The organism is Pseudomonas sp. 22515, assembly GCF_052044625.1.
Lineage (GTDB): Bacteria > Pseudomonadota > Gammaproteobacteria > Pseudomonadales > Pseudomonadaceae > Aquipseudomonas > Aquipseudomonas alloputida.
In genome coordinates this window covers 81,659-96,555 of sequence record NZ_JBQENN010000013.1, presented here as the reverse complement: position 1 = coordinate 96,555, position 14,897 = coordinate 81,659, and the positions used below count along the sequence as shown (strand labels likewise).

The following is a 14,897-nucleotide window of genomic DNA, read 5'->3' as shown; positions in this document are numbered from 1 at the left end:
GGGCAGGCGAAGCCACTGCGCCGTGGCAGCACGGCGCAGACAGGTAAAAGGGTGAAGCGACCGGTTTAGCGAATGTCGATGCGGTAGCGGAAGTGCTGCGCATGGCCGCGCGAGCGGCGCCATTCCAGAGGTTTGCCGGCGTAGTCGCGGGCCAGGCGCTCGATCACGACCACCGGGCTGTCGGCCGGCAGTTGCAGCAAGCGGCCATGCACCGCGTCGACCGCTTCGGCGGTCAGGGTTTCTTCGGCGTAGGCGACCACCTGACCGCACAGCGCTTCGTAGATCGGGTACAGCAATGGGCCCTTGCTGTTCAAATCCACGTCCAGCAGCGGCTGGAAGGTTTGGCGCGGCAGCCAGATTTCTTCGGCCAGCACCGGCTGGGCGCCGAGCAGACGTGTGCGAATGATGCGGATCACTTCTGCCTCCCCTGCCAGGCCCAATGCCTCGGCCACTGCCGAAGGCGCCGGCAGCGACTCGATGGAAAGAATGCGGCTTTCCGGCACTATGCGCTCGCCATTGGCGGCCTCGAAACGGAAGAAGCGGAACAGCGACGACTGGAACTGTGGGCGGCGAATGAAGGTGCCGCGGCCCTGCTGGCGCTCCAGCACGCCTTCGGCCACCAGGACATCGACGGCCTTGCGCACGGTACCAATCGACATGTCGAACTCGGTGGCCAAGGCTGCTTCGGTCGGGATCGCTTCCCCCGGGCGCCAGCGGTTGTTGGCAATTTGCGCGACCATGTGGTCGCGCAGTTGTTGGTAGCGGGGCAGTCGAGCATCACCGGTCAATGGGTGCATGGGTCTCGCTCTCGTCTTGTTATATAAACATATATATGAATTTTTCGAGAGTATTCCCTGAGCCTGACGGGCTGTCAATCCTCCGCCTGTCGCCCTTTTGCAGGCGAAACGGCCTTGTGTCGGGAAGGGCAGTGAAGCCGCCCGATTCACTGTAAGGGTGCCGGTGCTGCTACAAGGACCGCATGTGGCTTATGCTTGTGCTCGGCAAACCCGCACAACAAGGACGTGGCAATGCTCGCCGCCATAAAACGCTACCCGCACACCGTTCGCCTGCTGCTCACCACCACCTTCACGCTTACCGTCGCCCGCGCCCTCACCCTGCCCTACCTGGTGGTTTACCTGGCCGACAATTTCCAGCTGCCGATCAGCCAGATCGGTCTGCTGATCGGTGGCGCGCTGATCGTCGCCTCGCTGTTGAGTCTGTACGGTGGTCATCTGGTCGACACCTTGAGCAACCACACGCTGGTCAGCGCCAGTACCCTGCTGTTCGCCCTGGCCTTCGTCGGCGCGGTCGCCAGCCGTTCGGCACTGCCGTTCTTCTTCTGTCTGGTGTTGATCAACCTGGCCCTGGCAGTGGTCGACATTGCTGCCAAGGCGGGCTTCTGCGCGTTACTGCCGGTGGATGAGCGGGCCGAGGTATTCGCCATCAAGTACACCCTCAGCAACGTCGGCTACGCCGCCGGCCCGTTGCTGGGCGTGGCCATGCTTGAACTGAACGACCATGTGCCGTTCCTCGCCTCTGCCCTGCTTGGCCTGGCCATGTGCCTGGCTTACTGGCGCCTGGGTGATCGCAGCCTGCAGGCCAGCGCGCCGGACAAACCTGCGGCCGGCTTCGGCCAAGTGGCGCTGGGGCTGGCGCGGGATCGCCGGCTGGTGTGCTTTACCGTGGGTGGGGTGCTGAGCGCGGTGGTGTTCGGCCAGTTCACCGCCTACCTGTCCCAGTACCTGGTGGTCACCAGCAACCCGGCCGAAGCGGCACGGCTGATCGGCTATCTGGTCACCACCAACGCCGTGACGGTCATTGCCTTGCAGTACCTGATTGGCCGGCGCATCAGCCGCCAGCGCCTGATGCCGTGGCTGTTGGCCGGTATGGGCCTGTTCATCGCCGGCTTGCTGGGTTTTGCGCTGGCGGGCTCGGTACTGGCCTGGTGCCTGGCGATGCTGGTGTTCACGCTGGGCGAAATCATCGTGATCCCGGCCGAGTACATGTTTATCGACCTGATCGCACCGGAGCACTTGCGCGGGGTGTATTACGGCGCGCAGAACCTGTCCAACCTGGGGGCCGCGCTGGGGCCGGTGATGGTGGGGTTTGCACTGGTACACCTGTGGCCGGGGGCAGTCTTCTACCTGCTGGTGTTGTCGGTGATACTGGCAGGGGTGTTCTATGGGTTGGGTACCCGCAGGGGTTGATGTTGCCTGTTCCGGCCTCTTCGTGGGTGAACCCGCTCCTACAACCATCGTCTGCGCTGACGAAGCGGCACTTGCGTGCCAGACTGATTGATCGGGACCGCGTTACCTTTTTGCTTCGGAGTCTTCATGTCGTTGTCCAGCGGGCTGATCGCCGTGGTCGCCCTGGCCTATATGGCCATCATGTTCGCCATCGCCTTCTATGGCGACCGCCGCAGCACGCCATTGCCGCCAAAGCTGCGTGCCTGGGTGTACAGCCTGTCGCTGGCCGTGTACTGCACCAGCTGGACCTTCTTCGGCGCGGTCGGCCAGGCCGCCGAACAGCTTTGGGCATTCCTGCCCATCTACCTGGGCCCGGTACTGCTGCTGATCTTCGCGCCGTGGGTGCTGCAGAAGATGGTGTTGATCAGCAAGCAGCAGAACATCACCTCGATCGCCGACTTCATTGCCGCACGCTACGGCAAGTCGCAGACCCTGGCAGTGGTGGTGGCGCTGATCTGCCTGGTCGGCGTGCTGCCGTATATCGCCTTGCAGCTCAAGGGCATCGTACTGGGCGTGAACCTGTTGATCGGCGCCAACGCCGACGCCACCGGCACACGCGTGCAGGACACCGCGCTGGTGATATCGCTGGTACTGGCGCTGTTCGCCATCGTCTTCGGTACCCGCAGCCTGGATGTGACCGAACACCACCGCGGCATGGTCCTGGCGATCGCCTTCGAATCGCTGATCAAGCTGCTGGCGTTTCTTGCCGTGGGCATCTTCATCGTTTTCAACCTGTATGACGGCTTCGACGACCTGTTCAGCCAGGCCCGCCAGTCGATCCACTTGCAGGACTATTGGAAAGAAACCATCAATTGGCCGTCCATGGTGGTGCAAACCGCCGTGGCGATGATGGCAATCATCTGCCTGCCCCGGCAGTTCCACGTTACCGTGGTCGAGAACATCGAACCGCAGGACTTGCGCCTGGCGCGCTGGGTATTCCCCATGTACCTGGCACTGGCCGCGCTGTTCGTGGTGCCGATTGCCCTGGCCGGGCAGATGCTGCTGCCCGGCACGGTGATCTCCGACTCGTTTGTCATCAGCCTGCCCCTGGCCGAGGCGCACCCGAGCCTTGCCCTGCTGGCGTTCATCGGCGGCGCCTCGGCGGCTACCGGCATGGTGATCGTCGAGGCCGTGGCGCTGTCGACCATGGTGTCCAACGACATGCTGCTGCCCTGGCTGCTGCGCCGCAACAACGCCGAGCGGCCTTTCGAAGCGTTCCGCCACTGGATGCTTTCGGTACGCCGGGTAACCATCGTGGTGATCCTGCTGCTGGCCTATGTCAGCTACCGCCTGCTGGGTTCCACCGCCAGCCTGGCGACCATCGGCCAGATCGCCTTTGCCGCTGTGACCCAGCTCACCCCGGCCATGCTTGGCGCGCTGTACTGGAAGCAGGCCAACCGTCGCGGCGTGTTCGCCGGCCTGGCCGCTGGCATTTTCCTGTGGTTCTACACCTTGGTGCTGCCGATTGCCGCGCACAGCCTGGGCTGGTCGTTGCAGTTGTTCCCTGGCCTGGCGTGGCTGCACGGCAACCCGCTGAACCTGCCGATCAGTCCACTGACCCAAGGTGTGGTGCTGTCACTGGCGGGCAACTTCACCCTGTTCGCCTGGGTTTCGGTGCTGTCGCGCACACGGGTTTCCGAGCACTGGCAGGCCGGCCGGTTCATTGGCCAGCAGACCAGCGCGCGGCCCAGCAGCAAGCCGCTGCTGGCGGTGCAGATCGACGACCTGTTGACCCTGGCCTCGCGCTTTGTCGGGGAAGAGCGCGCACGGCAGAGCTTCATCCGCTTTGCCTACCGCCAGGGCAAGGGCTTCAACCCGAACCAGAACGCCGATGGCGACTGGATCGAGCACACCGAACGCCTGCTGGCCGGGGTACTCGGTACCTCCTCGACCCGCGCCGTGGTCAAAGCGGCCATCGAAGGCCGCGACATGCAGCTGGAAGACGTGGTGCGCATCGCTGACGAAGCCAGTGAGGTGCTGCAGTTCAACCGCGCCCTGCTGCAAGGCGCCATCGAGAACATCAACCAGGGCATCAGCGTGGTCGACCAGAACTTGCACCTGGTGGCCTGGAACCGCCGCTACCTGGAGCTGTTCAACTACCCGGACGGGCTGATCAGCGTAGGGCGACCGATTGCCGATATCATCCGCTACAACGCCGAGCGCGGCCTGTGCGGCCCCGGCGAGGCGCAAGTGCATGTGGCGCGGCGGCTGCACTGGATGCGTCAGGGCCGCGCGCACTCCTCCGAGCGGCTGTTCCCCAATGGCCGGGTGATCGAGCTGATCGGCAACCCGATGCCGGGCGGCGGCTTTGTCATGAGCTTCACCGACATCACCCCGTTCCGCGAGGCCGAGCAGGCCCTGCGCGATGCCAACGAACGCCTTGAACAACGCGTGGCGGAGCGCACCCACGAACTGTCGCAGTTGAACCAGGCGCTGTCCGAAGCCAAGAGCCAGGCCGAAGCGGTGAGCAAGTCCAAGACCCGCTTCCTGGCCGCCGTCAGCCATGACCTGATGCAACCGTTGAACGCCGCACGGCTTTTCTCTGCCGCCTTGTCGCAACAGGCCGAGGGCATGAACGAAGAGGCCCAGCAGTTGGTACAGCACATGGACAGCTCGCTGCGCTCGGCTGAAGAGCTGATCAGCGACCTGCTGGACATCTCGCGCCTGGAAAACGGCAAGATCACCCCGGATGCCAAACCCTTCGCCCTCAACGAGCTGTTCGACACCCTGGGCGCCGAGTTCAAGCTGCTGGCGGCCGAGAAAGGCCTGGAGTTCCGCCTGCGCGGCAGCCGCCTGCGGGTGGACAGCGACATGAAACTGCTACGCCGGGTGCTGCAGAACTTCCTCACCAATGCCCTGCGCTACGGCAAGAGCCCGATCCTGCTAGGCGCGCGCCGACAGGGCGAGCGCCTATGGCTGGAGGTCTGGGACCGTGGCCCGGGCATTGCTGACGACAAGCTGCAAGTGATCTTTCAGGAGTTCAAGCGCCTGGACAGCCACCAGACCCGTGCCGAGAAGGGGCTAGGCTTGGGCCTGGCCATCGCAGACGGCCTGTGTCGGGTGCTGGGGCATCCGCTGGAAGTGCGCTCATGGCCAGGCAAGGGCACGGTGTTCCGCGTCAGCGTACCGATTGCACGCCAGACCGCCGCGGCGCCAAGCGCGCCCGTGGAACAACAGGGCGGCCAGCCACTGGCCGGGTTGCACGTGCTATGCGTGGACAACGAAGACAGCATCCTGATCGGCATGAACAGCCTGCTGAGCCGCTGGGGTTGCCAGGTATGGACCGCGCGCAACCAGGCCGAATGCGAAGCCCTGCTGGCCAAAGGCATGCGCCCGCACCTGGCATTGGTGGACTACCACCTGGACGACGGCGAGACCGGCACCGGACTGATGGGCTGGCTTCGAGCACGGCTGGGTGAGCCGGTACCCGGTGTAGTGATCAGCGCCGACGGCAGCAAGGAAACCATCGCCCTGGTACATGCATCAGGGCTGGACTACCTGGCCAAACCGGTCAAGCCGGCGGCCTTGCGCGCCCTGCTCAATCGCCATCTGAGCCTGGCTCAGTAACCGCTACGTCGGGCAGCGCCTCGTCGGACAGCGCCCGCTCCAGCAGGTCTGCCGGCAAACTCTTGCTGGCACGGGCGCCCAGTAGCTTAAGCTGCTCGCTGCGGCTGACCAGGTTGCCACGCCCTTCGCACAGCTTGTTGCGCGCGGCGGCATAAGCCTTGTCCACCTGCTGCAAGCGGCTGCCCAGCTCGTCCAGGTCCTGGATGAACAGCACGAACTTGTCGTAGAGCCAGCCGGCACGCTCGGCAATTTCGCGGGCGTTCTGCCCTTGACGCTCCTGCTTCCACAGGCTGTCGATCACCCGCAAGGTCGCCAGCAACGTGGTAGGGCTGACAATCACGATCTGCCGGTCGAAGGCCTCCTGGAACAGGTTCGGCTCGGCCTGCAGGGCCGCCGAAAAGGCCGCCTCGATGGGCACGAACAACAACACGAAATCCAGGCTGTGCAGGCCTTCAAGGCGGCTGTAGTCCTTGCTCGACAGGCCTTTGACGTGGCTGCGCAGCGACTGCACATGCTGCTTGAGCGCAGCTTCGTCGTTGCCGGCAACGAACTGCTGGTACGCAGTGAGGCTGACCTTGGCGTCCACCACCACCTGCTTGTCGCCGGGCAGCATGATCAGCACATCCGGCTGGAAACGCTCGCCATCGGCGCTTTTCAGGCTGACCTGGGTCTGGTATTCGCGGCCCTTTTCCAGGCCGGCATGCTCCAGCACGCGTTCGAGGATAAGCTCACCCCAGTTACCCTGGGTTTTCTGGCCCTTCAAGGCCTGGGTAAGGTTGGTGGCTTCGTCGGACAGGCGCAGGTTCAGCTGTTGCAGGCGCTCCAGCTCCTTGCCCAGCGAGAAGCGCTCGCGGGCCTCTTGTTGATAGCTTTCCTCCACGCGTTTTTCAAAGGCCTGGATGCGCTCCTTGAGCGGGTCGAGCAACTGGCCAAGGTGCTGCTGGCTGGTCTGGGCGAAGCGCTGCTCGCGCTCGTCGAAGATCTTGGTGGCCATGTCGGCGAACTGGGCGCGCAAGGTGTCACGGGCCTCCTGCAGGTCTTCCAGGCGTTGCTGGTGGCTTTCCTGCTGTTCACGCAGTTCTGCGTCCAGGCGCGCGGTTTGCGCTTCCAGGCGGCGCAGTTCGGCTTCGCGGTTGGCGCGCTCAAGGCTCCAGGCGTGGGCCGCATCACGGGCATTGTCGCGGTCGATCTGCAGCAGCTCCAGCTCACGGCCTTGGGCGGCCAGCTGGGCCTGTTTGACGGCGTTGGCCTCACTGAGGTCGCTGACCTCGTCGCGACTGGCGTCCAGTTGCGCCTGCAGGCCAGCCTGGGCCAGCTGGGCAGCGTTGAGGCGCTCTTCGAGCAAGGCCTGCTCACCTTGCCGTGCGCCCTGGCGGCGCTGCACCTGCATGACCCACACCAGGCAGGGTATTGCGCCTGCCACCAAGCCCAGCAGAATGCTGGCCAGATCCACTGTCATGCTTACCCCGAACGCTCTGATGCAAATAGAGTGCAGCTTATCAGCCTGATGGGTGTGTTGCCTGCATCCGCCTCTTTGCGGGGAAGCCCGCTGCGCAAGCCTGAAGGCAAAGCCCGCACGGTCGCCCGTAGGAGCGGGTTTACCCGCGAAGAGGCCGGCCCTGCTGGCCAATTTCCACCCGCCGTTCACCGTTGCCGCCGCTACCTTATTCGCGGGTAAACCCGCTCCTACACACGCATCGGGGGTTGAACACAGGCCACCGTAGGAGCGGGTTTACCCGCGAAAGGGCCGGGCCTGCTGGCCAATTTCCACCCGCCGTTCACCGTTGCTGCCGCTACCGTATTCGCGGGTAAACCCGCTCCTACCACGGCGGTTGACACACATCGGTGATTGCTCGCGAAAGGGCCCGTGCAGGCAAAAAAGCTCAGACAGAAAACCACTGTCGCAACAAGCGCCGCGCTTCCTGCGACCCCTGCCCTGCCGCAAGCTCAAGCCAATAGCGCGCCTGCTCCGGCTCGTTGTGCTGACACAGCCGAGCGTACTCCAGCTGCGCCCGCCGATCCCCTGCGCGGGCAGCCTGACGCAGCAGCTCATGGCCTATACGCCGGTCACGGGCGTTGCCACAATCGCGGCACAGCATCTGCCCCAGGCGGCTCTGCGCCACAACCACACCTTGGCGCGCCGGCTGCTTCAACAAGCGCCCGGCCAGGTGCTTGACCTGAGGGTTGTCGCCCAGACGCGGGCTGTCGAGCAACCACAGGGCCACTTTCAGGGAAAAGCGTTTGGCAGGAGGTGCAGATGTCGATGCAGCGGGGCTGGAAAGGTGTTTACCGCGAAACTTCATGAGCAACAGGTTTGGTAACTCGAAAGGCGCGCCACTCTACTCTTTTTTTTTCGCCCTGGCCTGTCGATTTCTGAAGGATTGAAAAAAAATTCAATGATCTTTTCTTGACGTTTTCAGGTGGATGACCAACCGGTCTGTTGGAGCATGGCGATTGTCGGACAGTCCATCCCATTGCTGGCACGCCCGTGCTAGAGCAAGCGCTCGGGACAATCCACAGTTCCTGTGGATAACTCGGTGGACAACCCCCTCTCATACCCCTCAAACCCCCGTGAATTGGGGGCTTTGGTCAAACTGACGATTTTTTCACCAGCTAAAAATAGTGTTTTTTTTCATTGACTTAACCACGCAGTCAAGGCATTGGCGAGGCTGCTGGGTGGTGTTGCCAAGCCGTTACAAGCGCTGCCCCGAATGTGAACAAGTGCACCATAAACCTCCATTTGGGTGCACGAAAAGGGCACATCGGACGGCATTTGGGCCATTTGCCCCCTCTTCCCAGCAGCGAAAATTCGCGCCATACTGCGCGGCTCACCTGAACAAACGTAGTGCTTGCCAAACATCTTCGCTTCCGGTAAGGTGCCCCTCGTTAGTACCAAGCTGAAAGTCAATTCTGGCCGCAAGCGTCCTTGCAGGCTCGCTCCCCCCAAGAGCGTCCCTGCTGAAACAAGGACCGGCCCATTCAATGATTCCCTCGCCAGCCTTACGCTGCGCAAGCACGAATCACATGACAGATTGATCAGGATCCCACCTCGACGGCCTAGAACCTTGGCCCCGGCGTGCTGCCTGCCTTCCGAAGTACCTACCAGTCAGCCCAAGCGCCTACATTTGATTGCGCCCCCTCTGGCTGCCCTGTTCCAGTCAGGTTCGTTCGTCCCTTAATAAAGGCGTCACTGGAACGTTTCTATCATGCACGGATCATATCCCCCGTGTTTAAAGCAGGAACCTCCAACAATATGCAAACTCATCATCAGATTCAGGCTGCCATTGGCACCCTCTCCCAGGCCTTCTCGCCGTTGAAGTGCCTTATCGTTGCCCCACGCAAGGGCAGCTTCAGCTTTACCTTGGTAGACGAACACGGCGTTGCCTGCCACACCGAACGCCTGTACCACGAGCAGTACAGCCGCCATGAACCGCTGCAGGCGGTGATCGCCCGGACGCGTCAGTCGCTCACCGCGTGACCGGCGAATACCGCGGTATTCAAGCGCTGAATCATCCAATCGCAAGACTGCCTGAACGCCTTTGGCGTAATTGCCTTAGGGCATATAGCCCGGAGCATCAGGCAGTAATCGATTTAAAAACAGCTCTTTACACCACGATTATCACACTACACTTCAACTCGAGCGGTGCTTTCCGCTCCCGGCGGGCCTGATCATTCACCAGCTGCCAAGCTCCAGCGCCCGTCCGGCCCTTACCTGCTCGAGGGCATCATGGGTATTGCGGCGAATGAATTGTGTCAGTATGTGATCCGACCCACCCTGGTCTACCTGAACCGTCACTGCGCCAGCGCCGAAGCCTTGCTACTGGGTATCGCCGCCAGCCAGTCAGCACTCGGCTCAGCCCTGCACGACCGACGCGGGCACGGCCTCTACCGCATCGGCGAACATCGTCACCAGGCGCTCTGGGACGAATACCTGGCCCGTGACCCCGACCTCGCCAGCCTGGTCCGCGGCCTGGCCAGCCAGCATGCCTTCCTGGGTGGCCCGCACCTGGAGCTCACCGTCAACCTGCGCTATTCCACTGCCATTGCCTGGATGCTCATCGAAGAGCAGGCCACCCCATTGCCTGCGGCGGACGATCTGCTGGCACTGGCGCGTATCTGGCGACAGATTTTCAACCCCCAGGGTCGTCTGCGCGACTTCACCCATGCCTGGCATGCCTGCATAGATCAGAAATTGCCACAGGCATCTTGAGACGCGTCCTACAAGTAAACCGGAAAAAATGGAATTTTGGTCGGATTGTCCTACAAAACTGCGCTAACTCCTGCGATTGAGCCTATAGCGCAGCGCGTGATTTGTTGGTAGCTTTTCGCCCCGGAGACCCAAGGAGTTTTCTAATAATGAAAAAAGTAATGCTCAAAACCTCCCTCGGCGTAGCCGTTGCGCTTGCTTCCAGCCAACTGCTCGCCGCCGGGTTCGCGCTGAACGAACAAAGTATCAGCGGTATGGGAACCGGTTTTGCGGGGCGCTCGTCCTCTGCCGACGATGCCAGCACTGTGTATGGCAACCCAGCCGGCATGTCCCGCCTCAAGCGCGAACAATTCACCGTGGGCGGCGCTGCCGTCATCGCCAAGACCGACATATCGGGCCCAGGCAGCAACTTCGGGGGGGAAACCGATGGTGACATGGTGCCTCTCGTTGGCGTACCCATGGGCTATTACGTCAAGCCGATTGATGATCACTGGAGCGTTGGCTTCGGCGTTTACGTGCCATACGGCCTGATCACCGACTACGGTAGCGATGACGCTGCACGCTACTGGGGCAAGAAGAGCAAGGTCGAGGTTGTCACCTTCCAGCCAACCGTCAGCTACGCCTTCAACGACAAAGTGTCGATCGGTTTTGGCCCGACCATCAACCGTATCAAGGGTGAACTGGGTTCGAACCTGAGCAGCAAGGCCCTCCTGGGGCCCAATGGCCCTGATGGCGAGACCAAGATCAAGGGCGACGACACTGCAATCGGTTACAACATCGGCGTTCTGGTGCAAGCTACGGACCGTACCCGTCTGGGCCTGACCTATCACTCGATGGTCGACTACAAGCTTGAAGGCAATACCCGCGTTTCCTACCCGATTCCACAGCTTGGCCTGAACGGCAAGTTCGACGCCAGCCTGAAAATCAAGACACCAGAGTCAGTGGACTTCTCGGTCACTCATGAACTGGATGACCATTGGACACTGTATGCGGGTAGCACCTGGACGCGCTGGAGCCGCCTGGAAAGCATCGTCGTCGAGAACGAAGCACCGGCAGGCTACCCGTTGAAGACCATCACCGAAGAGCAGAACTGGCACGACACCTGGGCCCACGCCATTGGTGCGTCCTACAAGGTGAACAAGGAGTGGACCCTGCGCGCAGGCTTCTCCGTCGACCAGTCGCCCACCAACAACCATGATCGCTCGCCACGCATTCCGACTGGCGATCGTAAAGCGGTCAGCTTTGGTGCCGGCTGGAGCCCGAACGATGACATGACCATCGACGTTGCCTATTCGTATCTGTGGGAAGAGGATACCAAGGTCAACAACCTGCCAAGCTCGCAACAACAAGGGCTGTTGAAAGGCAGCTACCAGGCCAAGTACGAGAACAGCGCTCACGGTATCGGTGCATCCCTCACCTACCGCTTCTGATTCCTGTGCGTTACATGAAAACCGCCTTCGTGGCGGTTTTTTCATGCCTGCACTTTCCAGCTGTCGCCCAGGCATTCGCGCAGGTAGTCCATGAATGCGCGCACCTTGGTGGTCATGGCAAAGCGATCGGCCAGGCACAGGTAGATGTCCATGGGCTCGGTCTGGGCGTAAGCCTGGCTGCTGTCGCAGTATTCGAACAGCGGCACCAAGGCCCCCGAGGCCAGGTGCGGCCGCACGATGAACTCGGCCAGACGGGTGATGCCACCATCGTGCAAGGCCATCTGGGTCAGGGCATCGATATCGTCGCTGATCAATACAGTGCCGAATTCCGCTTCGAAGCGCAGGCCGTCCCGCATGAAGCCCCAGCGCAAGAAGCGGCCATCCACCGGATAGCGAAACACCAGGCAACGGTGCCCGCGCAAGGCCTCGGGCGTGGCAGGTACGCCAGCACTTTGCAGGTATCCGGGTGAGGCACAACAAATGAACGGGATGCGGGCGATGCGCCGGGCCAACAGCTGGTCTTCGAGCTGCGGGGCAATGCGCAGGCTCACGTCAACGTCTTCACGGGCATGGTTGACCCGACGATCAGTCGTTACCAACTCTATCGAAAGCAAAGGGTAGCGGGCACTGAAAGCAGGTATCAATGGCGCCAGCACATGGCGGCCGAAGGCAGAGGTCGAAGCAATGCACAGCCGCCCCTGAGGCTCGCTGTCGGGTGTTGTCACCGCCTGTTCGGCCAGGGCCAAATCACGCTCGATATGCTTTACACGCTCGTAATACTGGGCGCCAGAGGGCGTCAGGGCCATGCTGCGGGTGGTTCGACTGAGCAGGCGAACTTGCAGGTGGCTTTCCAGCCGCGCCAGGTTCTGGCTGACGGCTGCCGGACTAAGGCCGAGGATACGGGCACCAGCGGCGATGCTACCGGCTTCGACCACCTTGATGAAGCAGCGAATGGCGTTGAGCAGGTCCATGGGGAGCGCCTGGATTCGTAAGAATTTCTTTATAAAGAACTCAATGCCGCGGGTCTACAGCTGCAGGCGTGCAGGTTGCTAATCTGCGCTTCCACTCAGTTTTCAGGAGTTCGCATGAGCAACCTGCCCCGATCGCGCAGTCGACGTAAATTGCACCCGGTCGCTACCCCCTACGTTTTCGCGCTCTACATGTCGTCGATCATGGCACTGTTGATGTGCTTCGTGATCACGGCGGCCAATGCCGGGTTTACCCCGGAGTATCTGGGCAATGTGCTCAAGGCCTATCAGCTGGCGATGCCGGTGGCATTTGTCTGTGTGCTGGTGGTCCGGCCGGTGGTGGTGCGGTTGGTGGCGATTACCGTGCATGCACGGTGAAGCCACCCGCAGCCAGCCACTTCCTGTTTTTGATCTTGATCTTCGCGACTTCAGGAGGCCTGCGCTTGGCCTCCTCAAGTCGCAATCTGCGTCGCCTGAACTACCGCGCGCTTAGACGCAAAAGCCGCAGCAAGCACAGCCTGGTTACTGCTGTGAGGCGATGGCCTTTTCGATAGCGGCGCGGAACGCAGGATCATCCGGTTTGGTCAGGCTGGAGAAGTTACCGATCACCTTGCCCTTGCGATCGACAACATACTTGTAGAAATTCCACTTCGGCGCACTGCTCTGGCTGGCCAGCTCCGCAAACAGCGGTATCGCATCCTTGCCCCGCACCGCCTGCGTCTTGGTCATGGTGAAGGTGACACCGTAGTTGGCATAGCAAACCTTGGCAGTCTTCTCACTGTCGGCGTCTTCCTGCTTGAAGTCATTGGACGGCACGCCGAGCATTTCCAGGCCTTGCTCGTGATATTCCTTGTACGTCGCCTCAAGCCCCTCGAACTGCGGGGCAAAACCGCAATAACTGGCAGTATTCACCACCACGAGCGGCTTGCCGGCAAAGCGCTCGCAGAGGTCGACCTGCCCCTTACCGCGCAATTCCGGCAGGCTGCCCTGCAACAACGCAGGGCAATCTGCAGCCCAGCTCGATGTGCTGGCAAGCAGGGCCAGCACCGGCACCGTCAACCAATGTGCACGCATGACTCGTCTCTCCTGCATCGCTACCTTTGAACTTGCAGGGTAGCGCCTAACAAACACCCATGCCCAGTTGCATCAACGCCATCCCTCCCTGATGCCAGCCCCACCACACCAGTGCCAGCACCAGCAGCACGGCAATAGCCAACAGCCCGCGGACCAGGTAACGGTTCATGCAGCCTGTGCCTGCAGGCGTGAAACCGGGCGTTCGCGCACCGGCCAGTTAAGGGCAGCGGCCAACAAGCTGAGCAGGATGGAAATCTGCCAGACCAGGTCGTAGCTACCGGTGCGGTCATACACCACCCCACCCAGCCAGCCCCCCAGGAACGCACCCAACTGATGGAACAGGAACACGATACCGCCCAGCATGGACAGGTTGCGCACCCCAAACACCGTGGCCACGGTGCCATTGGTCAACGGAACCGTGGACAACCACAGCAGCCCCATGGCAATGCCGAACAGGTAAGCACTGAACTCGCTCACCGGCGCCCACAGGAACAGCACGATCACCACCGCACGCAGCAGGTACAACCCGGTCAGCAGGCGCGGCTTGGACATGCGCCCGCCCAACCAGCCAGCAGTGAAGGTACCGACGATGTTGAACAGGCCGACCAGCGCCAGCACTGTCGTACCGGTGGCCGCAGCCAGGTGCTGGTCAACCAGGTAGGCCGGCAGGTGAACGCCAATGAATACGACCTGGAAGCCACAGACAAAAAAGCCCAGCGCCAGCAACCAGAAGCCTGAGTGCGTGCACGCCTCGCGCAGCGCCTGGCCCAGGGTCTGCTCGGCACCGTGACTGGGTAACGGGCGATCGCGCAGCAGGCCGACGAAAGGCACGATGAACGCCACCAAAAGGCCCAGTACCAGCAACGCTGCCGACCAGCCCAGCCACTGAATCAGGCCTTGGGTGCCCGGCAACATGGCGAACTGGCCGAATGACCCGGCGGCGCTGGCGATCCCCATGGCCATGCTGCGCTTTTCGGCCGGCACGGCACGCCCGACCACACCGAGAATGACCGAGAACGACGTGCCGGACAGGCCGATGCCGATCAGCAAGCCCGCACTCAGCGACAACGACCAGGGCGAATCAGCCAAGCCCATCAAGATCAAGCCGGCGGCATAGAGAATACCGCCGATGATGACCACCCGCGCCGCACCAAGCCGGTCGGCCAAGGCGCCAGCGAACGGCTGCGCCAGGCCCCAGATCAGGTTCTGCAGGGCAATGGCGAAGGCAAACACCCCACGCCCCCAGCCAAAATCAGCACTCATCGGTCCCAGAAACAGGCCAAAGCCGTGCCGTACGCCCAGAGACAGCGCCAGTATCAAGGCCGCCCCCACCAACACCCATCCGCTGGTTCGCCACACCGAAGTCATTGTCGTTATCTCCAGCACATCGCAAGGTTTTACGGGT

13 protein-coding genes are annotated in these 14,897 nt (G+C 62.0%); 6 read left to right on the top strand and 7 right to left on the bottom strand.

The window, feature by feature from the left end; genetic code table 11:
• Window positions 1–65: 65 nt before the first annotated feature.
• On the bottom strand, window positions 66–797 hold the full coding sequence (locus tag ACTJJN_RS14170; RefSeq protein WP_014592076.1) for a GntR family transcriptional regulator: 732 nt from the start codon (window positions 795–797) through the stop codon (window positions 66–68).
• Window positions 798–1,028: 231 nt separating this feature from the next.
• Between ACTJJN_RS14170 and ACTJJN_RS14165 the strand changes: the two genes are divergently transcribed.
• Window positions 1,029–2,207, top strand: a complete 1,179-nt coding sequence (locus ACTJJN_RS14165) for an MFS transporter (RefSeq protein ID WP_017147896.1) — start codon at window positions 1,029–1,031, stop codon at window positions 2,205–2,207.
• 126 nt (window positions 2,208–2,333) lie between these two features.
• Window positions 2,334–5,813, top strand: coding sequence for a hybrid sensor histidine kinase/response regulator (locus tag ACTJJN_RS14160; RefSeq protein ID WP_221100941.1), 3,480 nt, complete (start codon window positions 2,334–2,336; stop codon window positions 5,811–5,813).
• Here the strand turns inward: ACTJJN_RS14160 and rmuC are convergent.
• Entirely contained in the window at window positions 5,785–7,158 is a 1,374-nt protein-coding gene (gene rmuC, locus ACTJJN_RS14155; protein ID WP_161774447.1) for a DNA recombination protein RmuC, read from the bottom strand. The genes ACTJJN_RS14160 and rmuC overlap by 29 nt on opposite strands.
• A 538-nt stretch (window positions 7,159–7,696) precedes the next feature.
• A complete protein-coding gene (locus tag ACTJJN_RS14150; RefSeq protein ID WP_088513577.1) occupies window positions 7,697–8,116 on the bottom strand; it encodes a tetratricopeptide repeat protein in 420 nt (139 codons plus the stop codon).
• A 950-nt stretch (window positions 8,117–9,066) separates the two neighbouring features.
• Between ACTJJN_RS14150 and ACTJJN_RS14145 the strand changes: the two genes are divergently transcribed.
• The 3 genes from ACTJJN_RS14145 to ACTJJN_RS14135 all read left to right on the top strand — a co-directional run bounded on the left by ACTJJN_RS14145 (window position 9,067) and on the right by ACTJJN_RS14135 (window position 11,450).
• Window positions 9,067–9,291, top strand: a complete 225-nt coding sequence (locus ACTJJN_RS14145; RefSeq protein WP_010952743.1) for a hypothetical protein — start codon at window positions 9,067–9,069, stop codon at window positions 9,289–9,291.
• Between the two features lie 249 nt (window positions 9,292–9,540).
• Complete coding sequence (locus tag ACTJJN_RS14140) at window positions 9,541–10,023, top strand: hypothetical protein (RefSeq protein ID WP_003252489.1); 483 nt, start codon at window positions 9,541–9,543, stop codon at window positions 10,021–10,023.
• A 146-nt stretch (window positions 10,024–10,169) separates the two neighbouring features.
• Complete coding sequence (locus ACTJJN_RS14135; RefSeq protein ID WP_012053441.1) at window positions 10,170–11,450, top strand: OmpP1/FadL family transporter; 1,281 nt, start codon at window positions 10,170–10,172, stop codon at window positions 11,448–11,450.
• Between the two features lie 41 nt (window positions 11,451–11,491).
• Here ACTJJN_RS14135 and ACTJJN_RS14130 read toward each other — a convergent pair whose 3' ends face one another.
• Complete coding sequence (locus tag ACTJJN_RS14130; RefSeq protein ID WP_088513576.1) at window positions 11,492–12,421, bottom strand: LysR family transcriptional regulator; 930 nt, start codon at window positions 12,419–12,421, stop codon at window positions 11,492–11,494.
• A 114-nt stretch (window positions 12,422–12,535) separates the two neighbouring features.
• Between ACTJJN_RS14130 and ACTJJN_RS14125 the strand changes: the two genes are divergently transcribed.
• A complete protein-coding gene (locus tag ACTJJN_RS14125; protein ID WP_012053443.1) occupies window positions 12,536–12,796 on the top strand; it encodes a DUF2798 domain-containing protein in 261 nt (86 codons plus the stop codon).
• Window positions 12,797–12,940: 144 nt separating this feature from the next.
• Here ACTJJN_RS14125 and ACTJJN_RS14120 read toward each other — a convergent pair whose 3' ends face one another.
• From ACTJJN_RS14120 to ACTJJN_RS14110, 3 genes are read right to left on the bottom strand one after another with little or no spacing between them, the layout of a single operon-like run.
• Window positions 12,941–13,492, bottom strand: a complete 552-nt coding sequence (locus tag ACTJJN_RS14120) for a glutathione peroxidase (RefSeq protein WP_003252479.1) — start codon at window positions 13,490–13,492, stop codon at window positions 12,941–12,943.
• Between the two features lie 46 nt (window positions 13,493–13,538).
• On the bottom strand, window positions 13,539–13,661 hold the full coding sequence (locus ACTJJN_RS14115; protein WP_003252477.1) for a hypothetical protein: 123 nt from the start codon (window positions 13,659–13,661) through the stop codon (window positions 13,539–13,541).
• Window positions 13,658–14,860, bottom strand: a complete 1,203-nt coding sequence (locus ACTJJN_RS14110; RefSeq protein ID WP_017147897.1) for an MFS transporter — start codon at window positions 14,858–14,860, stop codon at window positions 13,658–13,660. Before ACTJJN_RS14110 ends, ACTJJN_RS14115 begins: the two co-directional genes overlap by 4 nt.
• Window positions 14,861–14,897: the final 37 nt, after the last annotated feature.